Genomic DNA, 25189 nt, shown 5'->3' with positions numbered 1-25189 from the left:
ATTGATGTCGCACTCTTTTTTCCGAACTCCGCCAATTGAAACGATCAATCTCCAGCAGGGTTTGTATCATGCATTCTGAATCTGCGATGGCAGTGTTTCCCAAATCCTGATCAACTCCCCTATGGAAGATGCCTCCATCTTCCGCATGACATTTCCCCGATGAAGCTTGACGGTTACCTCACTGATCCCCAGGTCAAAAGCAATTTGCTTGTTAAGTCGCCCGCGTGCCACTTCTCGCAAGACCTCTCGCTCTCTGGGGGTCAATGTCTCATGATGCTCGATATTGCGTTTGACGATGACTGCGTGGGAACGTCGCTGCGCATCCATTTCTATTGCTGACGTAACCGCATCGAGCAGCGTTTGATCGCGTACCGGTTTGGTCAGGAAATCGACTGCACCGGCTTTCATTGCCTCAACAGTCATCGGAATATCACCATGCCCGGTCAGGAAGATGATCGGTTTGGGATTGCCGCTTTGTGCCAATTGTCGCTGTAAATCCAACCCACTTGTTCCGGGCATGCGCACATCAAGGATCAAACAACCCGGTGCTTCCAGCAGGTCGGTTCCAATCAACTCGCGTGTAGAGGCAAAAGCTATGGGTCTGAGCCCTGCCGACAAGATCAACTCGAAGAGTGCCTCTCGTATGGCCTCATCGTCATCTACGATCACAACGAATGGCTGCTCCGCATCTGTTGCGCGTTTTGACGATTGCCCTGGCTTCAAATTGTGTGACTGCTGTTCAGTTCTCATGTCCACCCTCCATTCGACGCTTGTGTAATGCTTCACCAATTGCTGCAAGCAATGCCTGTCCATCGAACGGCTTCCTGAAGAAACCTGTTATTCCCTGAGCACGCTCCTGATCTGCTATTTCATGCCTTCCTGTAATGAGAAATACAGGAATGTCAGGATGAACTTCCTGAACTATTTCTCGCAATTCGAAGCCATTGATGTCCGGCATGCCGATGTCCGTTATAACAAGGTCTATGCCTCCAAGCCCTCGCGTTAACAGTGAGACGGGAGAAGAAAAGCAGCGAGCCACGTACCCTGTCGACTCCAACAGATCTTCCATTGATTCCAGTAACCGTGAATCGTCGTCAACAACTGCAATTACGAGCTTTTCCTCGATCATAGTTCCTCCCCTTTTGATCTGCGCGAATGGGTGATCGGTATTTGCAACCTCTCCGCGATGCGTACGAGATCAGGGAGCGACGCTGCCGCCATTTTTTGCATGACATTCCTTCTGTGGAGTTGCAACGTCACTTCGCTTATGCCGAGTTCTGCAGCTGCCTGCTTATTGAGGAGACCGCTCACGACTAACGGCAGCACCTCTCGTTCTCGGGATGTGAGTTCTCCATAGCGCTGTCTCAGCAATTCGATTTCCGCCCGACTATTGCGTAGCTGTTGATCTTGTTCGATTGCCGCATTGATTGCCGCCAGGAGTTTTGCGTCACTGAAGGGCTTGGTCAGAAAATCGACAGCGCCCCGCTTCATTGCGCGAACAGAACTGGGAATATCGCCATGTCCAGTGATGAAGACGATCGGCGGATGTTCTTGCACCGAAATCTGTTTCTGCAGTTCCAGACCGTTAATATCGGGAAGTTCGACATCGAGCACGAGGCAAGACGGAACATCAGGCTTGTGAGCATTGACGTAATCTCTTGCCGATCCAAATGACATAGTGCGCATGCCATACGAAGCCAAAAGCTCCTCCAGGGCTTCGCGGATGCGCTCGTCGTCGTCTACAATGAATACCAACTGGCTAACGCTCATCACTTGCCGCCTTCGCCTCCACGGGGAGAGTAAAAATTAGCGCCGTTCCGTACGGCTCGTTCTTTTCCGCCCACAGGCAACCACCATGTGCCTCGACAATCGAACGGGAAATCGCGAGTCCCATGCCCATTCCCTGTTCTTTCGTCGTAATAAACGGTTCGAATATTCTTTCCGGGGATGTAATTCCCACGCCCTGGTCGCTGATCTTTGTCTGAATGAAACCTCCGTCGCGAACCACCCTGATCTTCAAGTGGCGATCACGTGTGATGGCTTCCATCGCTTCAATGGCATTTCGAATGAGATTCAAAAGGACTTGCTGGATCTGGACCCTATCCGCCATCACATACGGTAAATCTGCCTCTATTTCGACGACGGTGCGGACACGCCAACGCAGCAGTTCCTCCGTCATGAGCCCGCGCACCTCCTCGATGACGTCGTTCAGCGTGATTTTCTTTTTTGCGTCAGCCGACTGCCTGAACAGAGCTCGAATTCGACCGACAACGTCGGCGGCAGACGTGGCATCCCGTGTGATGCGTTCAACAGTCTTAAGGGCTCGTTCGGTGTTTGGCGGTTCGGCGGTGAGCCAGCGCCGACAGGCATGGGAATTGGCTACAATAGCCGCCAAAGGCTGGTTGACCTCATGTGCGATCGACGCCGAGAGCTCTGCAAGGCTTGAGGCCTGGCTCGCTCGAGCTAATTTCTCATGTGTGAGACGAAGTTCATCCTGCGCTCGGACTTCGCGATCAATATCCAGACATATAACGTTCCACTGAACAATATTACCCTGTCCGTCGCGCATTGCTTCTGCCCGTGTCTCAACCCAGCGATATTGCCCATCGAAACGCCGTAAACGGTGTCTGCGTGCATATGGCTCCCCAGTAGCGAGTGAATGTGCATATTGTTCTTTCACTCCGGCCAAATCGTCAGGATACACACCTGCATCAAGCGTTGCATTGAGCTTGCCGTCCTCGTCGAGCCTGTCGAGACCATAGCCGAGAAATTGGCTCAATCGATCGCTCCGATAGACCGGTTCGCCGTTCGCATCAGCGCAGTCGATCATGACAGGTAAGGCTTCCACCAGACGCCAAAGTGACCGTTCCCTTTCCCGTAATGCTTCCTCCGCGCGCTTCCTCTGGGTTATATCGATGAATCCAACCAGACTTTTATCAGCCACTGCATCAGGTCGTGCAGTCGTAAAGAGGACATCGATGACGCGACCGTCCAGGCGCATTACTTTTGTTTCTTCCTGAAAAACCTCTTCTCCACGATAGCGCGCCTCTATCGAACGGCGGATCGTGTCCATGCCGGGCTGCCAGTAACGGGTAGCGGAACCGCGCATTTCATCGGCATTTTTGGCCCCAAACATTTCGAGAATATGTTGATTGACCTCTTCGACTTCCAGAGCCTCGACGGCCTGTGCGAGGAATTCTGGATGCTCATCAATATAGTCGCGCAAGTCGTTCACCCCTTGCGCCCGCAATTCATTGAACAGAAGAACAAGTTTTTTGGCGTCGACCTGGGTGAGGCCGATCGGCATGTACTGAAAAAGATCGCGATAACGGCGCTCGCTGTGTCTGAGGGCGTCCTCGGCTTTAACCTGATCGTCAATGTCGGTAGATAGACCATACCATTGGATTATGCGTCCATCATCGTCTCGCAGTGGATCTGCCTGTCCGGCAACCCAGCGATATACGCCGTCAGCCCGGCGAAGTCGGTATCTCATCGAAAAGCGTTCGCCAGTGGCAATGCTGTGGTTGAGCGCCTGGGATACCCGCCCCACGTCGTCGGGGTGTGTCGTGCTTTCCATGATGGCTGCCAGGCGCTTTGGCCCCATCTTTTCCGCGTCCTCCACATCCATACCGAAGAAATCAATCAAACGCCTGTTGAAGTAATTCGGCTCTCCTTCCGGGGTAAGGCGCCAGATAAAGCTCGGCACCATATCGACGAGCATTGAAAGCTCGCGCTCCCGATCAGACAGGGATTTTTGGGCAGTTACCAGATCGTCGATATCGACGCAGACACCATACCACTGGACGATCGCGCCGGTTTCGTCTCGCAACGGTTCGGCGCGGGTTTCGGTCCAGCGATAATTGCCGTCAGAACGCAACTGTCGGTATCTTTGAACATACGGTTCATGCGTCGTCAGGGAACGATGAATGGCATCTCTTGCCTTGTGAATATCATCTGGATGGATGACACTGAGATTGGGAGACTTGTCGACTGCGGTGATATCCTCGAGCGTCGCGCCTGTTACTTCGGTAAACCGCTTGTTGACATAAGTTGGCGTCCCCTTTTCCGAAATCGTCCAGACGAGTGCAGGGACTGTGTCTATCAGCTGTTGCAGGCTTTGTTCCCGCTCGCGTAACGCAGTTACGGTTTTCTTATATAGATCATTATCGAGTGCAATACCGTACCAGCCTGAGATTTGCCCGTTGCAGTCGCGTACGGGTCTGGCGGCGGTTCTTGCCCAGACATACACATCGTTGGCTCGTCGAAAACGGAATTCTACGTTAAAGTCATCTCCGGTCGCCAGGCAGTGACGCCATTTTTCCGCAACTTCTTCATAATCATCAGGATGTAGTACTCGTTTCCACGCAGTATGGCCTTCATCTACAGCCGCATTAAGATAGTCCAGAGTGACACCGAGAGAACTCTGTGCGAATGGATGGAGGAATATCCATCTTCCTGCTGCGTCAAACGCCCAACCATTGCCGAAAATGCTCTCTACAACCTTGGCCGAACGCATCGGCTCTGTCTCATTATTTCCAAGCAATTCGGCGGCTGTTTGTTTAGGAGGGTCTTGCTCGGTGACCAAGTCTCCAATATCCACGCTGACGCTATAGCCTGGTTCCGACCGGGTCTCGATCCTGCGATACGTCCCGTCGGACTGGCGTTGACGGTGTCGGGTGATTTGCGGAACACCGGTCCAGAATGCACGAGCGGCGGCATGAGATGCGGATATCCTGTCGTCCGGATGGGTAAGATCAAGTGTTTCTGGTTGATCGGAACGCGCTTTTCTGTCCAACGCCAAGTTCGTTACAAGGTTGAAGCGCTCGCTGTCAATCGATGGGACATCGGCATTGATTATGGTTCCATACCAGCCACGGATTTTACCCTGCTTATCCCGCAAAGCTTGTCCGGAACTGCGACACCATCGATAAGCGCCGCTCGAACTCAAAAGCCGATGTTCGAAACTATATTTTTCACCGGTACGTAACGACTTGAGCCATATTGCTGCAAAACCTTCAAGGTCATCGGGATGGATAAGTTTTGACCAGCCATATAAAGCCCGACCAATCGGTTTACTGGATTGCTCCAATGAAGACTGGACAAGGGAAAGCAGCTCCTCGGTCAGATAAATAACCTCGCCATCTTTATCGGTCGCCCAGGCGATCCCCACCACACGTTCAACAGTTCGCGCAGCTTCAATAGCCTGAGTATGATCGTCTTCATCCGATATAGAAGTAAACGTCATTTGCCGCAGCCTTTTCAGCATTCACCGATGATCATCATGCTCAGTTTAACCTGAACTCTCTCGATCTGCATGCTATGGAAATCTATAGAATGCTTGCTTTATTTTTGATGGAACTGACCCGATGAGTTAAGGGATTGGCAAGGCAATTTCCTTATCCTGATCGACCGGTTAGTGAGCTCCGATGGAGCGCTTATTCTATTCAGTAATGCTGGTCTAATTATTGCAACTTTTTGTCTTTGTTGGATTTTTTCGGGCTTTCGGACGAGCGTATTTGTTGCTGCATTCGACGTGGAGTCGTACCAAGGATGCGACGAAAAGCATAAATAAAGGCGCTTTCAGAGCCGTACCCCAGTTGCGCAGCCACAGACGCAATTGTCATATTCGGTCGCGCCAGCAGTTTGTGCGCCTGCATCATACGCCAGCGCAAAATATACTCCATCGCACTATGTCCGACGGCGGCACGGAACCGTGCCGAGAACTGGGACCGTGAAAGATGGCTGATGCCTGCGAGTTCATCCAGCCGCCAATTGTGCCCTGGGTCCCGATGGATCGCCATCAATGCACCGCCAATTCTGGGATCTGAGAGGGCGGAGAGCCAACTGCGCTCAGTCATCACGGGCAGACTACGTATCAGTTCAATAAAAATCATCTGCATGATCGGAATAGCCATCGCTGCACCACCGGGAACATCGCCGGCGAGCTCTTCTTCCAGCCTGTTGGTGAGCCAGTGAAGACGTTCCGCTACAATGCTTTCCGCTTGAATCACGACGATCGATGGTAAGATTTCTCGCAGAAGTTCGCTGTTTAAAGGCAGATCCATGCGACCACTATGGCAAAGGAACCCCGGCCCCGCGCCACCGTCCAGCTTTGCATGGTTCTTGTAGGCTTTCTGCGAAAAGACTTCAGCCGCTGGAATGGGCGAACAATTCAGATCACTCCTGATGACAAAGGGGAGATCCGGGCCGATCAGGAAACAGTCTCCTGCAGCAAGCATCAATCGCTCACCTTGCAATTCCAGAAAACAACTACCTTGCCTGATGATGTTGCATTTCAAGGCACTTACAGGAGGCACGTCGATTGCCCAACGCCCGCAAGCCTCAAGTCCGACTGACATAGTCGCGCTGGCTTCCATCAAATTCAGCAACTGGGAAAGGGGATCGTTGAACATCATAACCGGCCAATATCTACATTAAACGAGCCATTTGACTATAGATTTTCCTGTGATCGATTTCTACCTTTTCAAAGGCACAATCAGGAGAAGAACATGCAGCACGGTCAAATGCCGCTTGGCACCCCATTCGGCCCATATACTACTGCCCAAGAGGTTATTCGCGATATCGACCTCACTGGAAAGACTGCCGTTGTGACAGGCGGCGCGTCAAATCTCGGCCTTGAAACGGTGCGTATTCTGGCATGGAGAGGGGCCCGCGTGATCGTTCCGGTACGCGACATTGGCACCGCCGGCAAGATGCTATGCAATATTCCAAATGTTGAACTATTCGCGATGGATCTCCTTGATCCCGCCTCTGTTCGCAGCTTTGCGGATAAGTTTGTCATTGAGCATGGCTCCCTGGACATTCTGATCCTCAGCGCGGGAGTGATGGCCACTCCTCTATTTCGCGATGCAGAAGGCCATGAAGGCCAGTTTGCGACTAATCATCTTGGTCACTTTCGCCTGACCGCGGCCTTGTGGCCTGCTCTTTGCGCGGCCAAAAATGCGCGCGTCATCGTACTGTCCTCACGGGGACATCAGTTGGGCGGATTTGCGCTCGAAGATCTTGATTTCGTGCAACGCCCCTACGACAAATGGCTCGCCTACGGTCAAGCCAAGACAGCCAATGCGCTCTTCGCCGTTGCAGTTGATGCACGTGGTATCAATCATGGTGTAAGGGCATTTTCGGTACATCCCGGCTCGATACTCGGTCCATTAGCGCGTCACCTCAGTCGGGAGGAAATCGACTCCTTCGGCGCAATCGATAATAACGGACAACCAGTCATAGATCCGGATCGCGATATGAAGACACCACAGCAAGGCGCTGCTACGACAATCTGGTGCGCTACCGCGCCCGAGTTGGCGGGTATTGGCGGGGTTTATTGCGAAAATTGCGATATCGCACCGGTAGAAAGACAAGAGCGTTTTGGCGTTCGACCTTTTGCAATTGATCCCAATATCGCAGAGGCATTGTGGGCCGAAAGCGTGAGGCTGACCGGATACTTCTACTAAGGCAGCGCCTGGAACACCAGGCAAGATCTTCGATAACAAGGCTTGGTACCATCTCGGGGCAACATTGCCTTTTGACATAGCCCCCAAGGGGGAAAGTGCTTCTTCGTCCTCTTCAATTCGGTTTGGCAACCCGCGACCTAAACCAGAACCTGACCCATCAAAATGCAAGAGGTCAAAATACAAAGGAGCGCCTTGTCTTGGTAGTGCAAACTTGGCCTTCCGACTTGCAAGTTAAGGCGAACGGGCAGCTTGGATTAAGTCCGCGTGGGCAACCCGTTCTTTCTTGAGCCGTTTCAATGCCACCATCTTCCCTGCAGGACGAATGAAACCGGGAGCGAGCTTCCCCGGGACGGGAGGGCTGCTCGCTCTCCTGCATCTGCTGCCTGGATGAAGTCACGAAAGATTTTGCCGGGATATACATATTCTTCCTCCTCTTAAGGTCAGAGTCGCTAATCATTGGTGGTGAGGTTCGTTTCATCAGTGTCAACGATGAAGATCGCCAAAAGGCGGGCACGCTTGGTCGGACTAACGTTTTCACTAACATTGTGTCGATCACCCGGAAATTCCGAGAAACTCTGACCTGCGTGATAGGTAATAACCGGACCATCATTGACCTGGCTACGGATAGCTCCTTCCAGAACCGTCACGTAAATGAAGGCAGAAGCAGGATGGGTATGAGCAGGCGAAGTACCGCCCGGTTCATATTCCACGAGCACGCCCTTCATGCTCTTTCCCGGCACATTCGGAAGCACCTGGTCGTAAATGACCGTTACTGTGGATGTTTCACTGGCCTGTTCATGGGCTAACCCCGTCGAAATCGGAATAGTGGTTGCCAACGCAATGCGGATAAACGTCTTGATCATCGTGGGCTCCTGTCATGTCTGCAAGAAATGGAGTGACACGCAAACCGGCCCCGCTTGCCAAACGTGTCCCAGGGTCATAGTTCCTTGTAGGAGATTTATTTACGGCGGTAGTTGCCCGAGCGCCTAATGTACGGAAGCTGCTTCCTCTATCAGCGCAGCGACTTCTTCCGGATGCGAGATCATTACCACGTGGGAAGCTCCATCTACGACAACAGTTTTTACTGTGCCCGCACGTTTGGCCATGAATTCCATTGCGGCCGGCGGTATGTTTCGATCCTGCGTTCCATAGATCGAATAGGACGGCAACCTCTTCCACGAGGGGAAACCAGATTTCTCCTCCAGTGCCGCTTGTGCGACCGGACGTTGGGTGGCCGCCATCAACACGGACCGATCTTCGGATAGATCCGCTGCAAACTGATCATGGAAACGGTCCAACCGAATGAAGAGATCACGTTCACCCCGCCCCTGCTCTACTGAAAAAATCGCATCCGCTAATGTACTGCCGGGAAACTTGTTTGAAAGGCCAAGGCTGGTTTCACCTCGATCTGGTGCGAACGCAGAAACATAGACGAGCGCAGTCACGTTGGGATTACCGTTAGCGGCTTCTGTGATAACGGGACCACCATAGGAATGTCCGACGAGGACAACCGGCCCCGATATTGATCGAATAACTGCGGAGACAGTTGCCGCATCTGCCATGACGCCCCGAAGCGGATTTGCGGCAGCTATCGCCTTATAACCGTCGCGCTTGAGCCGAGAGATAACTTCGTTCCAGCTCGAGGACTCTGCAAAGGCGCCATGAACAAGAACAATGGTGGGTTTGGATTGGGCAAACGCTGGCTGTGCAATAGTTCCAGAAAAAAACATTACTGCAAAGGCCAGGATTTTTGTCAGCTTCTTCATCTCTTTCTCCAACAACTTCTTCTTACAAGTTGTTGTCGACTATGTTCCATCTTCCCAGCATCTCCTATCGAACAGTAGGATCTCTCCGATTGTACCAAGGTCTAGGTTCAGCACATCGTTGCGATGATCATCCGATTAATTGTGGCCACTCCAAGAGATCCGGTACGGCTTCGAGCCTTGATAATACCATACACCATATGGATTAATGCCGTAACGAACTGTCTCGGCTATTCAATCGCCGATTGGTTACTATGCATCATGATAGATCAACCCTTTCGATTAGATGATCGTCAAGTGATTAATAAGCTCCTACCGTCGAATTGTGCAGATCGCACAACGGAAACATTGGAGAACCACAATGAAAGCGATAATTCTAACCGCTGCAGCACTTCTTCTTTCGAGTGGAAGTGTCCTTGCCCAAAGTGACCATATCGGATCGGATTGGCAATATCCATCAACGAGAACCGATAGCCGTCCAACGTCATCTGTAAAGCAGGTGCGTGCTGGCCACGGCCCAGATGCTCCCAAGACCGTATACAAACCAATCAGCTCCACCCAGGAACCAGGTCGGTTGCTGTGGGGCCAATGATAAAACAACAAAATATGGTTAGACTGAGGATCGGCATTGCCGATCCTAATTTTTATCAATAAGGCTAAGCAACTAGCGCCGCCATTTCTTGAAGAACGATCGGACCTACTGCAACTGATGCGCTGTTAGAAATAGCATCTTTACTGGTAGATCCAAACCAGTTTCGTTTGACACATTCACGTCCCTTCCAGCTTCGACAACAAGTAATGCCGAGCGCCACCGGAGTTGTCCCTGGAAATGAAAATGACCAGATTTCTGATTGAAGCTGTAGAACCGGACGAGGTGAGCCGCAAAATCATTCAGTCGCGGTTATCCCTGTTTGATGATCGCATCAGGAAAGCTGGGTGGTCGAGAACCCTATATTTATTAACTTCCTAGTCTCGATCATATGCACGGTGCGATTATGCCGTACTGCATTTTGGGAACAGTTTCAATTAATACGCTAAATCCGTTAAAACGCAGTCGTTTCTACTTAACAAGATCAGTATTCATATCTGGCTTTTAGAAAGGTTACACCCACCGTCCGTACACATGGGATTGCACCAAAGTATTGTTGTTCCCGTTACCCAGCACAATGGAACTGAATGCCAGTTTTGAACATAGTAGGCCATCTTCAACCAGAAAGGGAGGCAAATACGATGTCGCCTATTCCCTCATACACTACCAGGCCAGAAGCGATTAAAGGTCTGCTGGTGGTTGAAAGAATGATCAATGTGAGTGTGTGGCAGCATCCGTTGAGCGGATTGGTGCGGTTGCGGGTCTCACAGATGAGTGGCTGCGCATCCTGCGTGAAAACAAGTGTGGTGGAAGCCCGCGCGAATGGTGAAGCAGAGATGCGTTTATTCATGGTCAGCGCTTGGCGAAAATCAATTCTCTATAGTGTCAAGGAGCGAGCAGCCCTCGCATTGACCGAAGCACTCATCAATGGTGAAAAACGTGAAGAACTACGAGGCGATCAAGAACTGATCAAAACGCAATTGAAGGATTACGAAATTGTCAATCTGACGGTGATGGTTGGTGCTATCAATCTGTGGAACCGCCTGCAAATCGCCGCTCGCGCGGTTCAGGTCACCCAGCCGTCAGACTGAGCGACTACCTGACACTATCTGTCGGGCCTGGAACGTGTATCCTCCCACGTTTGTCGCTCAATTGGCGGATCGCTGCGTCCCTCCCGCGCAGCGATCCGCATTCCGTTGTATCACGGCTGAGAGCCCATCAGCGTCGGCATTCAAGATGTACAGATAATCCATCCGGTAAGCGCTGGTGTTCTGTCTGATTAATTTATCTCTCAATGCCTCCGGCAGGCATTGTCCCCTTACCCAGCAGACCGACAATCAACGTACTCTTCAGGTCATAAAAGTCGTTTTGCCGTTTGAAGAGATAGGCAGACAGCATATCAGGCACAGATCAACTCCGGATCCTCCCCGGGAGCTGAGGAGCAGAGACTTCGTCGAAAGCTTGGCGGTCGTCATCTATATTGGAATGAATGGAAACCATCCGTTCTTTGACAAACAGGCTCTTGAACGACTGAGCACAGAGCAACCCCTATCCATACATTGGATAGGTCGCTGGTTGTGTCCAGGAAGATTTTCTTTCACGAGATGTGCTGATATCCGACACGATAAAAAAATACCAGGCACACTGGCGAGAGTGTGCCCGGAAAATCCTGATCATGAAAGCAATCAGTAATCCCAGAAAACGGGGACCCAACGATAAGCGTCACCGTCGACCGCAACGCGTCCCACGGATGGAAACGGTAGATGGGTCGCCACCAGTTGTTCACCGGTTTCGGCGAGCTCGGTTAAAAGACGTACACGAACGCGGGCTGCTTCCTCGGGGTCATGTTCAAAACCGTTATACCAGTCTGGGTGGTCAAATCCGACAGCAAAGATGGCATCGCCAGCAAAGGTCAGTCGATCTTCACCCGATGCAAGACGAACCACACAGTGACCTGGGGTATGTCCACCAGTGCGATAGGCCATCACACCCGCTGCCACTTCGCATTGCTCATCAAACAGGCACAGTTGATCCCGATACTGCTCGACAAATCGTTTGGCCGTTGCCCTGAGCGCATCCGGAAAGCCATCGGGCATGTGAGCGTATGTAAAATCCGGTGCTTCCCAGAACTCAACTTCTGCGGCCGCCACATGAATCCGCAGATCAGGACGCAATCTTTCCTTTACGCCCTCGACAAGAAGACCACCGATATGATCCATATGCATATGGGTGAGGACCACGTCAGTGACCGAAGCAAGATCAATACCGGCACCGGCCAGTCGCTTGACCAACTGTCCCGCGCGCGGCAAGTTGAGGTCGGGATCGAGACCCAATCCAGCGTCGACGAGGATCGTCTGATCACCGCTACGCACCACGACCACGTTCAGCGACCAATCAAACGAATCCGGTGGCAGATACATATCGTCAAACCATTCTGCTCGTACGTCCGGGTCAATGTTGTGCCCCAACATTTCGGTTGGAAGAGGCAACACACCATCGCTGATGACCAGAACGTCAATCTCACCGATGCGCAATGCATAGCGGGAGGGCACCAGTTCGTCGGGTTCTGATTTGCTCAAGTTGGTTTCGTGTTTCATAAGGTGTCTCCGTTTTTCACCCATTTGACGGGTGTTGTTGGAAAAGGTGCACTCATATTTGCCATTGCATGTTGGAACAGTTTCATGATCTCGCCCGTTCAAGGATCACTTGCAATGGCAATTTGCCGTAGGACCGCCGAATGCAATTCTGCATCAACATGCACGCGATCTTCCACCGAAAGCGATCGAGTGCTTATCGCTTGCATGGCCATGATGTACGAGAACGGCGACGAATGGCTATTGATCGGAAGTGTCTCGATTACACACTTTATGTCTAATACTCGCCACACCTAAGTATAGGAGTTATGTTCCAGCCGGTTGCCTGGAGAATATTACAACGAACGAATAGAATAGCGCGACACGAGCTATTCAAGAAATTCGACTATCAAGCCGCGCATCGGTTACCGGTATCGAATCCGCTTGGCGATCCAGCCCGATGCAACGACTTGGCGCTCCAAGCGCAAGATTGCTTTGGCAATAGAGCAAAGGTAATTTCAGTAATTTACTGCGCCGACCATGCGTCAGCGATAATACTGACAATTACTCCTGAGACGTAACAACGGTTAACAGCCGGGGCTATGAATAGTGGCGGTCGTGCTTGCTCATTGAGCGCTTAAACTGCCCTCGCACTAGTTGTCAACGCTTGTGGCTGCTCTTGTAACCTTGGACAGGGTTAGCGGTGGATATGTCCTTGTCTTGATAATCCACACAAGTTGAATGCGAGCCCTTTTTGGCGCTCGCCATTCGCGTCAAGATAATCTTGGTAACGATCAGTGTCGGCGCAGCAAAAACGAAAAGCAGTGCAATTGTGAGAAACGCTGCATCGAAAGCGATTACCGTAGACTGGTACGCGACAGCCTTGCTCAATAACGCCTTGGACGCCTGATTTGCAGCAGCCGTAGTCATCCCGCGGGCCTCGAGAACTGCCACACTTGTTCCTAACCGATCGCCTACAGCAGAATATCCAGCTGTGATATAGCTGGCGAGCACAGATACATTGCCTGCGATATTCCGCGTCATAAGAGACTGAAGACAAGCTATTCCCAGAAGACCGCCAAACTGGCGGCCAGTATTGAAGATGCCGATTGCGGCAGGGAGACTACGTGCACTCATCCTACTGAATGCGATCAAGGTAATAGACAGAAATAGAAAGCCAAGGCTCAAGCCACGCAGGAGAACGGCGTTCATCATGTCTTCCATTCCGCTGTCGCCTGCGGAGCCTGACAGGAGCCACATAGCGATCATGATCATCACGATCCCGAAGGGTACGGTGGCTATTGGAGAGACGCCCAGGCCTTGGAATACGAAGGCAGACAAGAAAAGCGAAAATACAAAAAGAATGCTACTGGCGAGCAAAAGCATACCGGTATCCGTTGGCGTGAAAGCCAGGACCGATATTGCAAAACTCGGAATCAAATAAGTGCTTCCAAACAATGCCGCACCAGCTACAAAACTTACTATGAATGCGAACGTAAAATCGACGGACCTGAAAACACTGAGCTCGAGCAGTCCTTCATCCTCAGGCCGGCTCGCTTGTTGACTGACAAACAGGCAAAGCGTCACTACACCTATTCCGGTCAGCCACCGGATGCGACCTTCATCGAACCAGTTCCAGCGGTCGCCCTGGTTGAGCACATAGACGAGACAGAAAAGCGTGATTGATGCCAGTAGAAGGCCACTCCAGTCAAAGCGCCTATAGGGCATATAGGTGTCGATGGTTTCTTCTGATAGGAGAACAAGCCCGGCTGCCAGCAATCCGATAGGAACTACTGAGAGAAAAATCCACGTCCAGGAATAGCTGTCCAATAGCCATCCTTGCAGTGCCGGTACGAGGGTCGCCGGTGCAACCACAGCCCCTGTTGCAAACAAGGCTTGTAGAACAGGTTGGCGAGAAGGCGAAAAGTCTCGAAAGATAACGGTTTGCCCGATTACCAGTAGGAGACCTCCCGAAAACCCCTGAAATGCGCGCAGAACAATCAGCAAATCCAGTCGGGTCGTCAAGGCAGTGACCGCACTTGCCAATGTTATCATCACTGTCGCCGCAACAACGATAATCCGCAAATTAACGGTCGTCGCAATCCAGGATGCCATAAGGAACGCGATCATCTTCAGTGTCGTATATCCGATGTCGAGCCAGGCGAATTCGTCGGGAGTAGCGTATACGTCACCGATTATATCACCTTTGCCAAGCGTCAAAGCGGTACCCGCAATCGCCTCAGTCAAAGTGGCAATCACAATGCCCGCGAGGAGGAAGCATCCTGTATTCCGCCTGGTTTGGCTTGAGACGCTTGGGGGAGAGAGCATCAATTCTCACTCCCCAAATCGATCTTGACCCGGGCGGAAAGTCCAGGAACCAGACGGCCGGGAATTGGGTTCTGAACAAGTTTGATCTTGACTGGAACACGTTGCACGACACGGACGAAATTGCCGGTAGCGTTATCAGCGGGAAGAAGACTGAAGGCCGATCCGCTACCCGGCGCAAAACTGTCAACTTTTCCCTCGATAATTGTTCCTGGATAGGCGTCGACCGTTACCTGGGCCGACTGACCGGGTTCTATATTCTCAATCTGTGTTTCCTTGAAATTTGCGACAATCCAAACGTCCTTGGTCGGCACCAGATCGATCAAGGAAGCTCCAGGGGATACCAGGCGTCCGACGCGAACCTGACGGTTACCAATAACACCGTCAAAGGGAGCACGGACGACTGTATTGTCGAGATCAATTCGGGCCAGGTCACGCGCAGCCTTGGCTTGAAGCACAGCAGCCAGGGCTGCTTCCTTTTGTGTGGCGAGAACCTTGATACGTGTTTCTTGTGCCTCCAGCGCGGCCTCTGCGCCTAATAAGCCAGCCTCTGCTTTTGACCTCGCAGCGTCACTTTCATCGACCTGAGCTCTGCTGACCGAATTTGTGCGAACAAGTTCACGCTGTCGCTGAGACGCTTTGACCGCGAGAGCAAGATCTGCCTCTGCTGCCCGTTTCTGTGCCGTCGCCTGCTTGACCAGAATATGCTGAAGCTGGATCTCCGCCTCAACATTTTCGATATGTGCCTGTGCCGCCTGCACATTTGCTTCAGCCTGCGCCAGACGTGCGCGGAAATCCCTGTCATCGATTCTGAACAGAACATCATTTGCTCGTACAGTCTGGTTGTCGGCTACATCAACCACGGTGACATATCCGGTCACCTTCGATGCGATTGCAGTCGTATTACCGCGAACATAGGCATTGTCCGTTGTCGTCTGCTCGCTCGAGCGCGCCCACGCCCAACCTCCCGCAGCGGTTGCAATCGCGCTGAGACAAAACACCAGACCAACGATTTTCTTCTTCTTCCAGGTCATCATCTTGTGCACCAATTGGTAATTGTCGTTACCGTTGACGGTTATGGTAATGTAGGTTACCGGTCAAGCGGAAGTTATTGAAGAAGGCCGATAAAGTGACCGATACGAAAAGCGAACGGACAAAACTTCGACGGAAAACTATTCTTCGTGCTGCAGCGGAGCTTTTCTTCGAGCAGGGCTACGCAACCACCAGCATCGATGCGATCATAGAGCGTACCGGTGGCTCGAAGCGAACGATCTATAGTGAGTTTGGCAGCAAGGAGGGATTGTTCCTGGCTCTGGTTGCCGATAATGCGGATCGCGCGATCTCTGCACTCTCTCTGGACTACACTACCCAAAGTGACTTACCCGATACGCTGACGACTTTTGGTAACCATCTACTGGAGGTTTACATGAGCCCTTCAGTCCTGGGCATTTATCGCATCATCATTACGGAAGCCGGGCGATTTCCCGATCTTGCGCGCGTGTTCTATGAGAAGGGCCCGGGTCGTACCACGGCTCATCTCGCCAAAGTTCTCCAGGCTGCAGCCGATCGCAAAGAAATTCAGATAGGCGATCCTTTGCTTGTTGCCGGTCATTTCGTCGGAATGATCCGGGATAATCTTCATTTACAGGTTGTGCTAGGATTGCGCACTCCACCTACCGAAAGCGAGGCACGGGCCACGGTGGCCTCCGCCGTAACTTTGTTTCTCAATGGCGTGCGATCGCGGTAATAACGTTACAGCAGGACCACACGCAACGCACAGCGCATCCAACAAAATCTCCCAATCCGGTCATGTTGGAACTGAATCAAGCTCCTGGCTGCCTTCCGGTTTCCTTTCTTCAAAAGGGTTCGTTTTGTGGCTGCTCCGAGGTCTTTGTTCCTGGCTCGCAAATCAATTGAATAGCAGCATTCGCGGCGATGCAGATACCGAGCGCTATATGAACCAAAGTAGCCGAGGGGAGTGCCTCGAAACCGAGTGCATAAGGTGAAATCACTGTCCAGCAGCCAAGTACAAGATTGACCCATTCGGTCCAGCTACGATAATGGCAGATTGCCATAATCGAACAACAAATAATGATCGTACCCACAAAGCCTGCATTCCACGCAACCAACGGTCGATCAATATACGGAAACATACAATAAGCCAGGGCCAGACCCAGTGTCAGACTCGCCCATTCGAGTCCTCTGTTTGGTACATGATTTGTCATGTTCTTTCCTTCCGGGTTATTCTTCACCGTCCTTTGTTGAGGCCGTCAGAAGAACATGAACTGCATTGTCCCATGACGCTATTCACCCCAGGCTTTGATTGTTTCATGCGATGGTAGATACATTTCTATTCCCTGAGCTATGTTCGTAATCGGTAAGCATGTACCATGCTGCACCTGCGATGAAGCCTCGCTCCCGGCGGGTTCGATGATTGCAGCAATTTGATCACTAGATCGAAGGCCGGTGAAATCTTCGTCCTTCAGCTTTCGCCGTCTGCTTGGGCACAACTTCATATCGGAGACCTCCGCTCGTCGCCAGGGCGGAAGCGGTTTTGCGCATTCAACAATGCGACAGATACATTGCTCCCAAAGATGGAGCGGAACTGAGCCCGGGGATAGGTCATTTCGTCTGCCAACTTTGTTAGCGTTCCCATGTGAGCCGATCAGCTCATGAAATTCAGAAAATGCAGTCTCGACTGCTCATAGGAGTATAATATGGAACAGCTATCAATCACGGCCACCCGCCGTGCAGTCATGTCCGGTACCCTTGGTCTTGCAGCTGCCGGCGCCACATTTGGTCCAGCTCCCGCAAATTCAGCTGAGAAATCTTCCGGAACGGAATTCAGTGACCGACATGGATATGTCGTCACAAAAGACGGCGTGGCGATTTTTTACAAGGACTGGGGTCCAAAGGACGCCCAACCGATTGTCTTCCATCACGGATGGCCATTGAGCGGAGATGATTGGGACAACCAGATGCTCTTCTTCCTGGCGAAGGGATATCGCGTAATAGCGCATGATCGCAGAGGTCATGGTCGCTCGAGCCAAGTCAGTGATGGGCATGACATGGACCACTATGCGGCCGACGTCGCAGCGGTCATCACGCATCTTGATCTTCAAAATGCTATCCATGTAGGACACTCTACCGGCGGTGGAGAAGCAACCCGCTATACAGCCAAATATGGCGACGGACGCGTTTCCAAACTAGTACTGATCGGTGCCGTCCCACCGATTATGGTAAAAACATCATCGAATCCGGATGGATTACCCATTGAAGTGTTTGACGGATTCCGAACCGCCTTGGCGGCTAATCGATCACAGTTTTATAAGGATGTCGCGAGCGGACCATTCTATGGCTTCAATCGACAGAACGCCGTGCCCTCGGAAGCCTTGATCCAGAACTGGTGGCGGCAAGGTATGACGGGGGCGGCAAATGCGCATTACCTAGGCATCAAAGCGTTTTCGGAAACAGATTTTACCGAGGATCTGAAGGCTATAACCGTTCCCACGCTGGTGCTACATGGTGATGACGACCAAGTGGTTCCGTATGCCAATTCGGCATTGCTCTCCGCGAAGCTGCTTAGGAATGCTGAACTTAAAATCTACAAAGGCTTTCCGCATGGCATGGCAACCACCCACGCCGATACTATAAATGAAGATTTACTGAGATTTATCAGTCGATAAACGACGATTCGACAAGTTACTATCTACGATAATTTGCCCATCACGAGGCATAGTATTCGTGATGGGCCTTTGTTATTCCTAGACGTTTGCGCTGCGCTTGATGAGGACAAGGCAGATTTATTTCAAATATGGTATGATAGCCAAAGGGAGTTTTCTGCATCTAACAGATTGGCAGGAGATTGGCGATGGCAGATCGGACCTCTTTAGAAAATGACGCCGTGGATAACGGGGCACTTTGGTCGCGTGAGGAAGAACTTTCATTATTAGTAGATATGGTTCCAAGTCATTTGTGGCGTTTAACGGATGAAGGCGAACCTAGTTTTTTTAATAAGCGTATGGTCGATTTCATTGGTTTCAGCGCTGATGACCTAGAAAGCCCTGGCCGCTCAAAGTTGGACGTGCTCATTGACTGTATACACGAAGATGACGCCAAGGAATTCGGTTCGACGCTTCGCCGGTGTATCGCTACTGGCGAGGTATTCGCGATGCGTTATCGCATACGCCGGGCGGACGGGGCTTTTCATTGGATGTCTAGTCGGGCCGAGCCCATGCGTGATCGGGACGGACGTATAATCCAATGGTACGGTTTATGTCATGACATACATGATCAAGTGATAATGGAAGAAGCGCTAAGACGCAGCGAAAGTCAGCTTCGTCGGCTGGTCGATTCCAACATTATCGGAATTGTCACTTGGGATCTAAATGGACAACTTTTGGATGCGAACGACGCCTTTCTTAACATGGTCCAGTATAGTCGTGACGAATTTGAAAAAGGATTCAGCTGGCTAGATTTAACTCCTCCGGAGTGGCAGGAGGCGCACGCACTTCAAGAAGCTCAGGAACTTGCCAATACAGGTCTAATGCAACCAAGGGAGAAAGAGTTTTTCAGGAAGGACGGGGGTCGAGTACCCGTACTGATTGGTGCTGCTTGTTTCGAAGGTCAGCGTAGACAAGGTGTAGCCTATATCCTCGATTTAACTGAACGTAAGCATGCAGAGTTGGAACTGCGCAAACGTGAGAGGGAACTTGAACAACTAGTAGATACGGTACCTGTCCAACTCTGGTCTGTTTCGGCAGAAGGCCACGCCGCATATATCAATAAGACGATGAAGGACTATATGGGGCTTCACCCGAGAAAAAACGGTGACGAGCCAGGACTCGCTGAGACGTTGAAAAGCAGCGTACACCCGAATGACAGACTGCTTTACTTGGACAAGATAACCAATTCGGTCGAAACCGGCGAAAAATTTGAACACAAGTTTCGAAATCGCCGCTGGGATGGTGAATATCGATGGACGCAGGGTTATGCTAACCCGCTTCGCGATGAGGAGGGCAATATAATCCGTTGGTATGGCGCCAACATTGACATTCATGACCAAGAAGTTTCTCAAAATGAATTGCGAGAAAAAGAACGTTTCCTTTCGCGCTTGGTTGAGACGTTACCGGCAATGGTTGACTGTGCTGCGCCGAATGGTGAGCCAGTTTACCGGAGTCAACAGCTTCGGGAATTTCTTGGATATGAGCTCGAGGAGTTGGATAGTTCAGGAAAATCACGGCTTGCGGCCACGCTTGATACAAGTGTTCATCCTGATGACTTAGCAGTAGTTAAGAAGAGATATTCGCAATGCCTTTCGTCAGGCGAACCCTACGCGCATAAGCACCGTTTGCAGCGCTTCGACGGCGAATACCGTTGGGTCGAAACTCGCGCAGTGCCAATGCATAATACTGCTAGTGAAATAGTACAATGGAACGTTATATGCATTGACATCGATAGCGAAGTGCGAGCTCAGGAAGCCCTGCGCTTGGCTCAGGAAAGGCTTTTTCGCGCTAGCCAAACAGCAAGTCTCGCCGAGCTATCGGCGTCAATTGCGCATGAGGTTAATCAGCCACTCGCTGCTGTCGTAGCAAATTCATATGCATGTCATCGTTGGTTGTCAGCAACACCGGTGAATCTAGAGCGGGCAAAACAAACGGCTGAACGCCTCATACGAGATGCTAACACCGCCAGTGATATAGTTAATCGAATCAAAGCATTATTTAAACACTCAGCAGATGAGCGCATTCTCACCGATATTGGAAACATAATATCTGAAGCGCGAGCCCTGCTGGCTGGAGATGCATTACGACACCGAGTTGAAATACTCGTCGAAGGAGAGTTTGGCTTGCCACAGTTGATGGTAGATCGAACACAAATACTCCAAGTGCTAATGAATTTAATGCGTAACGCGATAGAAGCCATGGAAGGCTCTCAATATGGGAGGGTCCTCAGAATAAACGCGGTACCGACAAACGCAGGAGTTCGCATCGAAATCAGCGATCTTGGTATTGGTCTCACCGAGTTTGAAAACATCTTTGAACCATTTGTATCCGCGAAGATTAACGGAATGGGCATGGGACTTGCCATTTGCCGTTCCATAGTCGAAGGGCATGGTGGACGATTAACGGCAGAACCCAACCAGCCGAAAGGAGCGAAGTTCATTATAAATTTGCCAACTGGCTTGTGATAATTATCTAGATTGGTTTCGAGTTTGCGCCCGGTTTGATGGCGAAGTAATGCTCGAATGTCAACGTAAATTGTGATGTACAATAGTTAAGGAACTTCACACCCATGGTGGACGCAACATGTACTCATTGATCAGTGGGCTCCAACTGAGCCGTCGCAACATGAAAAACATAAGTACCCGGTCCAGCATATTTCGCGGCAGATTGATCGTCTATTTGACTGTGAAACTTCGAATAGAGTGACACCATCGCGGTGAACCGAGAATGCCGAAAACTGTCAGAAGCGCTGAGTTCCGAAATATCGATAACCCGCGCCCCATATTGCATAGCGGCCGTCTTGACCCATGGATTATAAACGTCGTCCGCCCCTACTCGTTGACCACCGGTAATAATCCGGGACACCGCCAGCGCTTCATCGTCACCAGATACCAGCAGATTCAGTGGGTGCGCAAGTCGCCCGATCGCATTTAGTTGATGGATCATATCATTAGTATCGATATCTGGGGCGGCTAATACTATATTGTCCAAACGCCTAGCCACCTGACGTCGAGAGGTTCGGCTCAATCCGGATAGGGTTTCCATCGCAAGCCACGCTCCCATGCTATGTGCAAGGAGGCCGACCTTGATCTTTCCTCCCTGGACAAGGATCTCAATTGTCTCGGCAAGACCGGCGGTTGAAGCTAGCGCAGCGCGCCTGTCCGTGCTGTAGCTTAGCGCGTTACCCTGGGACGGCCAGGCAAATAACACTGCGGTCTGGCCATCGTGGGAATCTGCTGCAAGTTGCGCGAGCCGATAGACCGATTCCTGATAAGTGTTATTGTATCCATGTACAAATAGTCGGACAGAAGGGATACGATTGGCAGAAAATATAGCCGAATAAAACTCGTCTGCAGTGAGGCTCCGGGATGTCAGTGTAACAAATTCCTTGGCCGGATTTGGTGGCGTACTGGGCCACTCAACCAAGTTAGCTTTGTGAGTAGGTGGGATTGATATTACATGCTTTACAAATCTCAGGTGTGGTGAGTAGCCACTCGTAAACGTTGTCCCGGAATCATCTGCTGGGGCCCTGACAGTAGAAACATAAACTGTCACGCGTTTGCAGTCAGTTCGAGAAAACGACAAACTCGCAGCGCTTCCCTCTAGCTTGGAGCTACACGCAGCAAGCCCGAATAACAGGAAGGCCATTACCAATGCCAATATTGGTATGCTACTTCGTTTGTTATGGCGAGCCGCGAGCGGCTGCGACAAGACCACGTTTCAGTCCTCCTATCGATTTTGTTTTGAGAAACAAAATAGAGAGATAATTTTCGCACTATTGGCTATGGGGAACTATCTTCTAAACGGAGAAAACATCCTATGCTAAGTGATAGGGGCGCTAAACAGTTTCAGAGCCATTCATTGAAAGAAGGTTCGATGAGGAAGAAATTCGACGTGTTGGGAAACCGATGTTGGCAAACACTCATCAAAGTGACGAAAACGGCGCGTAAGTCTATCTATCATGCATCGCTAATCTGATTGCCAGTCAAGATTCTTCGCTGCTGTTTTCGGCTAAGTGCGATATGGGCAACTGGCACCTAATGTGAGAGGTGCAGAAAATGCATCAGCAACCGTGGAAACCCACAATTTATTAGTAGAATTTCCTCGTTAGGTTGGTTTATCTTGGCTCCATCAACTTCGTGGGGGCGTCGTTTGCAGAAATCCAATCAATATGATGCGTCAGGATCGCTAGCCGGCTATCTTTTTCAATGTCGGCTCGCTCTACTGCTTGCGATCCGTGAGATGAGGATTAAACCTAATTGCCATATCTCGATCGAAAAGTTCGACGATATAGCTTTCCATGAAGAAGATCTCGCGCATTGCGTCGTCCAAGCCAAGCATCATATCGGTCCGAAGGACGTCACGGATAACAGTGTCGATGTCTGGAAAACCCTTCGCATCTGGATTTCACAACTAAAGGCAGGCTCCTTTTCGAATGCCGATACGCGGCGGTTTCTCATTACGACCGCGACAGCGCCTGATGATGGGGGCCTCGCCATGCTACGCGCCGGCTGCGGACCTGCGGAACGTCAGATGGCAAGAGAGCGACTGGCAACGGCCGCGCGCACATCAACCAACAAAACATCGGAGGCGGGCCGTAACGACTTTCTAGCCTTAACCGATGAGGAAGCCGATGTGTTGCTCGCCACAATTACCGTGGTGGATGGCGCGCCAGATCTGCACAATGTTCTCGACGAAGTCGAAGGCGAGCTTCGCATCCTGTCGGCCAGTTCCGCCGACAAGGTCGCGCAATCGCTCGAAGGCTGGTGGCTTGGCGCAGTTGCGAAACGCCTCGTTGGCTCCGAGACATCCGATATTCCGGTCCAGCACATAGCAATCAAGGCACAGGAGTTCGCCTCATTTTACGGACCGGTTGGCCTTCCTGTGAGCGATCCCAGCGAGTTCGGCGAGCGGCCCTATTCGATTGAGGATGAAGACGAGACCTACGTCAAGCAGATGCGTCTAATCCAGCTGTCGGAGACAGCGATAAAGCGCGGAATTCAGGACTTCTATCGGTCGAACACGCAGCGATCAAAATGGGCGAGAGAAAACCTGCTCCTTGACGGCGACGTCGCACGATATGAGGCAAAGCTCCAGGATTCCTGGGAGCGCAAATTCGAGGAAGAGTGTGGCGAGGCCCACTCGGCCGATGATGCTTCGAAGAACGCAATGGGGCGAAAAGTATTTCACTGGGCAAGCCAGCAGCAGATCGAATTCCGCAATGTGATCGAGACGTGGATCACGGCGGGATCATTCCATGGATTAGCTGACCGGGTGAAGGTCGGATGGCATCCGAATTACATAGATCATCTTTCGGTCGGAGTTGATGATGCCTCGGCTTGATACCTGGGCTCAACGCCCTCCTGAGGAAGCAAACCTCTTTGGCCCCTCGTTTCTCTGTGCGCTTTCGCACGAATTTTTGCGCGACTTCACCAAGGATGGCCGTGATGGAGTGTCGCTTTTCCTGCTGATTATCGCGCTATCGACCGCCTTGCATCGAAGCAGCCGGGAGCGACTGCCTTATTCGACGGTCACATCACTATATGCGTGGATTCAGGATAACGAGGATCTGCTCATCGGATTCGCGTCGAGAGCGCAGAACCTGACGCCCTATTTGAAAGAGAGCGTGCTCTTCGGGTTCGCGACAAAGACGATTACTGTCGACGATGAGGGAAACCTTCGGCCCGGCGAACGCCGTGCAACTTTTCCAAAGTCGTTCTTGGACGACACTACTGCAGAAACTAAAGAAATCATAGATAGATCAAAGTTCATGGGTAGATGGCTTGCAAAATCCGGATCTGAAACCTCCATCGCAGCGGCGTTGGGAGTACGTCCATGAGTTTCATTATCAAGGCAATTGTCATCTATAGCCACGTCGGCGAACAGCAGATCGTTCCGTTTCGTGAAACCGGTCTGAATATTATCACAGGCAAATCCAAGACCGGCAAATCGGCAATCATTGATATCGTCGACTACTGCCTTGGTCGCGGTAGCTACAATGTCGCCGAAGGAACAATCCGCAAGAAGGTGTCATGGTTCGGTCTGCACATTGCCAAGGGCGAGGACGAGGTATTCATCGTCCGTGACAACCCAGGTCCGGGCTCAGGCACGGGTTCCAAGGTGTTTATCTGCCGCGGTCGAAACCTCGCCTATCCCTCCCTCGATGAGATAACGAAAAACACCACCGAGGAGAGCCTCAAGGAGTTCGTGACGCGATTTGCGGGGATTCAGGAGAATGAGCACCGACCAACTTCAGGCACCCGACCGCCATTGGAAGCAGATATCGGACACGCGCTTTTCCTTTGCTTCCAGAAGCAGAACACCATCGCCAGCCAGGACCAGCTCTTCCATAGGATGAATGAGCAGTTCCTGCCTCAAGCGATGAAAGACACCCTCCCGTATTTTCTCGGTGCCGTCGATGAAGATCATTTCCGGCTTTTCGCGGAGTTGGACGAACTCCAAAAGAAGTTGCGGCTTCTAGAGGCTCAGCAGGCCAAGCACGTGCAGGCAGTTGATGTCAGCCGGTCGCGATTGACGAGGATTCTGAACGAAGGAAAGAAGGTCGGACTGATCCGACAGGACTATCAGGCTGTGGACGATAGTGTTTTCGCTTTCCTGGCAAGGATCGGGGAGAGCGCTATCGATCAACCCTGGCCTGCCCCTATGATGTGGTCCGGTTTCAATCTTAATGCATGATCGGCTTCTGAGCCATCATCTGGGCAGATGATGGCGCTGACCCGCGTGA

At 51.4% G+C, this 25189-nt stretch carries 20 protein-coding genes and 2 pseudogenes; 10 read left to right on the top strand and 12 right to left on the bottom strand.

What is annotated here, in order from left to right; all coding sequences use genetic code 11:
• Positions 1-66: 66 nt before the first annotated feature.
• From FHS76_RS20370 to FHS76_RS20350, 5 genes are all read right to left on the bottom strand, one after another.
• Positions 67-750, bottom strand: a complete 684-nt coding sequence (locus FHS76_RS20370) for a response regulator transcription factor (protein ID WP_036588380.1) — start codon at positions 748-750, stop codon at positions 67-69.
• The gene (locus tag FHS76_RS20365) at positions 740-1129 is read right to left on the bottom strand and encodes a response regulator (RefSeq protein ID WP_121986416.1); all 390 of its coding nucleotides are present in this window, start codon (positions 1127-1129) and stop codon (positions 740-742) included. The genes FHS76_RS20370 and FHS76_RS20365 overlap by 11 nt, the downstream gene beginning before the upstream one ends.
• Complete coding sequence (locus tag FHS76_RS20360) at positions 1126-1770, bottom strand: response regulator transcription factor (protein ID WP_183657386.1); 645 nt, start codon at positions 1768-1770, stop codon at positions 1126-1128. The genes FHS76_RS20365 and FHS76_RS20360 overlap by 4 nt, the downstream gene beginning before the upstream one ends.
• On the bottom strand, positions 1760-5245 hold the full coding sequence (locus FHS76_RS20355) for a PAS domain-containing protein (protein ID WP_183657383.1): 3486 nt from the start codon (positions 5243-5245) through the stop codon (positions 1760-1762). The genes FHS76_RS20360 and FHS76_RS20355 overlap by 11 nt, the downstream gene beginning before the upstream one ends.
• A gap of 217 nt (positions 5246-5462) precedes the next feature.
• Entirely contained in the window at positions 5463-6416 is a 954-nt protein-coding gene (locus FHS76_RS20350; RefSeq protein WP_183657372.1) for an AraC family transcriptional regulator, read from the bottom strand.
• A 93-nt stretch (positions 6417-6509) separates the two neighbouring features.
• Here FHS76_RS20350 and FHS76_RS20345 point away from each other — a divergent pair, with 93 nt between their 5' ends.
• Positions 6510-7469, top strand: coding sequence for an SDR family NAD(P)-dependent oxidoreductase (locus tag FHS76_RS20345; RefSeq protein WP_183657370.1), 960 nt, complete (start codon positions 6510-6512; stop codon positions 7467-7469).
• A gap of 449 nt (positions 7470-7918) precedes the next feature.
• Here the strand turns inward: FHS76_RS20345 and FHS76_RS20340 are convergent, their stop codons facing one another.
• Positions 7919-8332: a cupin domain-containing protein gene (locus tag FHS76_RS20340; RefSeq protein WP_183657368.1), complete on the bottom strand. Its 414-nt coding sequence runs from the start codon at positions 8330-8332 to the stop codon at positions 7919-7921.
• A gap of 123 nt (positions 8333-8455) precedes the next feature.
• Positions 8456-9235 (bottom strand): alpha/beta fold hydrolase, encoded by a 780-nt coding sequence (locus FHS76_RS20335; RefSeq protein WP_183657366.1) that lies wholly within the window; start codon positions 9233-9235, stop codon positions 8456-8458.
• 1227 nt (positions 9236-10462) lie between these two features.
• Here FHS76_RS20335 and FHS76_RS20330 point away from each other — a divergent pair.
• Entirely contained in the window at positions 10463-10912 is a 450-nt protein-coding gene (locus FHS76_RS20330) for a carboxymuconolactone decarboxylase family protein (protein ID WP_183657363.1), read from the top strand.
• A gap of 594 nt (positions 10913-11506) precedes the next feature.
• On the opposite strand, the gene FHS76_RS20325 is transcribed toward FHS76_RS20330, so the two are convergent.
• The 3 genes from FHS76_RS20325 to FHS76_RS20315 form a co-directional block, all read right to left on the bottom strand.
• Positions 11507-12418, bottom strand: a complete 912-nt coding sequence (locus FHS76_RS20325) for an MBL fold metallo-hydrolase (protein ID WP_036588360.1) — start codon at positions 12416-12418, stop codon at positions 11507-11509.
• 636 nt (positions 12419-13054) lie between these two features.
• Positions 13055-14722 (bottom strand): DHA2 family efflux MFS transporter permease subunit, encoded by a 1668-nt coding sequence (locus FHS76_RS20320; RefSeq protein WP_183657455.1) that lies wholly within the window; start codon positions 14720-14722, stop codon positions 13055-13057.
• Positions 14722-15753, bottom strand: a complete 1032-nt coding sequence (locus FHS76_RS20315) for an HlyD family secretion protein (protein WP_183657452.1) — start codon at positions 15751-15753, stop codon at positions 14722-14724. The genes FHS76_RS20320 and FHS76_RS20315 overlap by 1 nt, the downstream gene beginning before the upstream one ends.
• Positions 15754-15848: 95 nt before the next feature.
• Between FHS76_RS20315 and FHS76_RS20310 the strand changes: the two genes are divergently transcribed.
• Positions 15849-16466 (top strand): TetR/AcrR family transcriptional regulator, encoded by a 618-nt coding sequence (locus FHS76_RS20310; protein ID WP_162929733.1) that lies wholly within the window; start codon positions 15849-15851, stop codon positions 16464-16466.
• Between the two features lie 109 nt (positions 16467-16575).
• Here the strand turns inward: FHS76_RS20310 and FHS76_RS20305 are convergent, their stop codons facing one another.
• Complete coding sequence (locus FHS76_RS20305) at positions 16576-16944, bottom strand: SPW repeat protein (RefSeq protein WP_128006194.1); 369 nt, start codon at positions 16942-16944, stop codon at positions 16576-16578.
• Positions 16945-17436: 492 nt separating this feature from the next.
• Between FHS76_RS20305 and FHS76_RS20300 the strand changes: the two genes are divergently transcribed.
• From FHS76_RS20300 to FHS76_RS22935, 4 genes and pseudogenes are all read left to right on the top strand, one after another.
• A complete protein-coding gene (locus FHS76_RS20300) occupies positions 17437-18405 on the top strand; it encodes an alpha/beta fold hydrolase (RefSeq protein WP_183657361.1) in 969 nt (322 codons plus the stop codon).
• A gap of 185 nt (positions 18406-18590) precedes the next feature.
• A pseudogene (locus FHS76_RS22945) lies at positions 18591-19352 on the top strand (PAS domain-containing protein); the annotation flags it as partial.
• Between the two features lie 51 nt (positions 19353-19403).
• A pseudogene (locus tag FHS76_RS22940) lies at positions 19404-19814 on the top strand (PAS domain-containing protein); the annotation flags it as partial.
• A complete protein-coding gene (locus FHS76_RS22935; RefSeq protein ID WP_407924994.1) occupies positions 19803-20909 on the top strand; it encodes an ATP-binding protein in 1107 nt (368 codons plus the stop codon). The pseudogene FHS76_RS22940 and the gene FHS76_RS22935, both read left to right, overlap by 12 nt.
• Positions 20910-21033: 124 nt before the next feature.
• On the opposite strand, the gene FHS76_RS20290 is transcribed toward FHS76_RS22935, so the two are convergent.
• The gene (locus tag FHS76_RS20290; RefSeq protein ID WP_235992809.1) at positions 21034-22092 is read right to left on the bottom strand and encodes an alpha/beta hydrolase; all 1059 of its coding nucleotides are present in this window, start codon (positions 22090-22092) and stop codon (positions 21034-21036) included.
• 594 nt (positions 22093-22686) lie between these two features.
• On the opposite strand from FHS76_RS20290, the gene FHS76_RS20285 reads away from it, so the two are divergent.
• Genes FHS76_RS20285 through FHS76_RS20275 form a run of 3 tightly spaced genes read left to right on the top strand, consistent with a single transcriptional unit; the run spans position 22687 to position 25140 of the window.
• Positions 22687-23787, top strand: a complete 1101-nt coding sequence (locus tag FHS76_RS20285; RefSeq protein ID WP_183657347.1) for an ABC-three component system protein — start codon at positions 22687-22689, stop codon at positions 23785-23787.
• On the top strand, positions 23774-24283 hold the full coding sequence (locus tag FHS76_RS20280) for a three component ABC system middle component (RefSeq protein WP_183657344.1): 510 nt from the start codon (positions 23774-23776) through the stop codon (positions 24281-24283). Before FHS76_RS20285 ends, FHS76_RS20280 begins: the two co-directional genes overlap by 14 nt.
• The gene (locus tag FHS76_RS20275) at positions 24280-25140 is read left to right on the top strand and encodes an AAA family ATPase (RefSeq protein WP_183657341.1); all 861 of its coding nucleotides are present in this window, start codon (positions 24280-24282) and stop codon (positions 25138-25140) included. The genes FHS76_RS20280 and FHS76_RS20275 overlap by 4 nt, the downstream gene beginning before the upstream one ends.
• Positions 25141-25189 lie beyond the last annotated feature (49 nt).

The sequence above is a fragment of the Brucella daejeonensis genome, assembly GCF_014199265.1.
GTDB lineage: Bacteria > Pseudomonadota > Alphaproteobacteria > Rhizobiales > Rhizobiaceae > Brucella > Brucella daejeonensis.
This window is presented reverse-complemented; position numbering and strand designations above follow the sequence as displayed.

Bases quoted from the DNA above. Each gene is read 5' to 3' on its own strand.
- FHS76_RS20370 (WP_036588380.1), bottom strand. From the start codon at position 750: ATGAGAACTGAACAGCAGTCACACAATTTGAAGCCAGGGCAATCGTCA.
- FHS76_RS20365 (WP_121986416.1), bottom strand. From the start codon at position 1,129: ATGATCGAGGAAAAGCTCGTAATTGCAGTTGTTGACGACGATTCACGG.
- FHS76_RS20360 (WP_183657386.1), bottom strand. From the start codon at position 1,770: ATGAGCGTTAGCCAGTTGGTATTCATTGTAGACGACGACGAGCGCATC.
- FHS76_RS20355 (WP_183657383.1), bottom strand. From the start codon at position 5,245: ATGACGTTTACTTCTATATCGGATGAAGACGATCATACTCAGGCTATT.
- FHS76_RS20350 (WP_183657372.1), bottom strand. From the start codon at position 6,416: ATGATGTTCAACGATCCCCTTTCCCAGTTGCTGAATTTGATGGAAGCC.
- FHS76_RS20345 (WP_183657370.1), top strand. From the start codon at position 6,510: ATGCAGCACGGTCAAATGCCGCTTGGCACCCCATTCGGCCCATATACT.
- FHS76_RS20340 (WP_183657368.1), bottom strand. From the start codon at position 8,332: ATGATCAAGACGTTTATCCGCATTGCGTTGGCAACCACTATTCCGATT.
- FHS76_RS20335 (WP_183657366.1), bottom strand. From the start codon at position 9,235: ATGAAGAAGCTGACAAAAATCCTGGCCTTTGCAGTAATGTTTTTTTCT.
- FHS76_RS20330 (WP_183657363.1), top strand. From the start codon at position 10,463: ATGTCGCCTATTCCCTCATACACTACCAGGCCAGAAGCGATTAAAGGT.
- FHS76_RS20325 (WP_036588360.1), bottom strand. From the start codon at position 12,418: ATGAAACACGAAACCAACTTGAGCAAATCAGAACCCGACGAACTGGTG.
- FHS76_RS20320 (WP_183657455.1), bottom strand. From the start codon at position 14,722: ATGCTCTCTCCCCCAAGCGTCTCAAGCCAAACCAGGCGGAATACAGGA.
- FHS76_RS20315 (WP_183657452.1), bottom strand. From the start codon at position 15,753: ATGACCTGGAAGAAGAAGAAAATCGTTGGTCTGGTGTTTTGTCTCAGC.
- FHS76_RS20305 (WP_128006194.1), bottom strand. From the start codon at position 16,944: ATGACAAATCATGTACCAAACAGAGGACTCGAATGGGCGAGTCTGACA.
- FHS76_RS20300 (WP_183657361.1), top strand. From the start codon at position 17,437: ATGGAACAGCTATCAATCACGGCCACCCGCCGTGCAGTCATGTCCGGT.
- FHS76_RS20290 (WP_235992809.1), bottom strand. From the start codon at position 22,092: ATGGCCTTCCTGTTATTCGGGCTTGCTGCGTGTAGCTCCAAGCTAGAG.
- FHS76_RS20285 (WP_183657347.1), top strand. From the start codon at position 22,687: ATGAGGATTAAACCTAATTGCCATATCTCGATCGAAAAGTTCGACGAT.
- FHS76_RS20280 (WP_183657344.1), top strand. From the start codon at position 23,774: ATGCCTCGGCTTGATACCTGGGCTCAACGCCCTCCTGAGGAAGCAAAC.
- FHS76_RS20275 (WP_183657341.1), top strand. From the start codon at position 24,280: ATGAGTTTCATTATCAAGGCAATTGTCATCTATAGCCACGTCGGCGAA.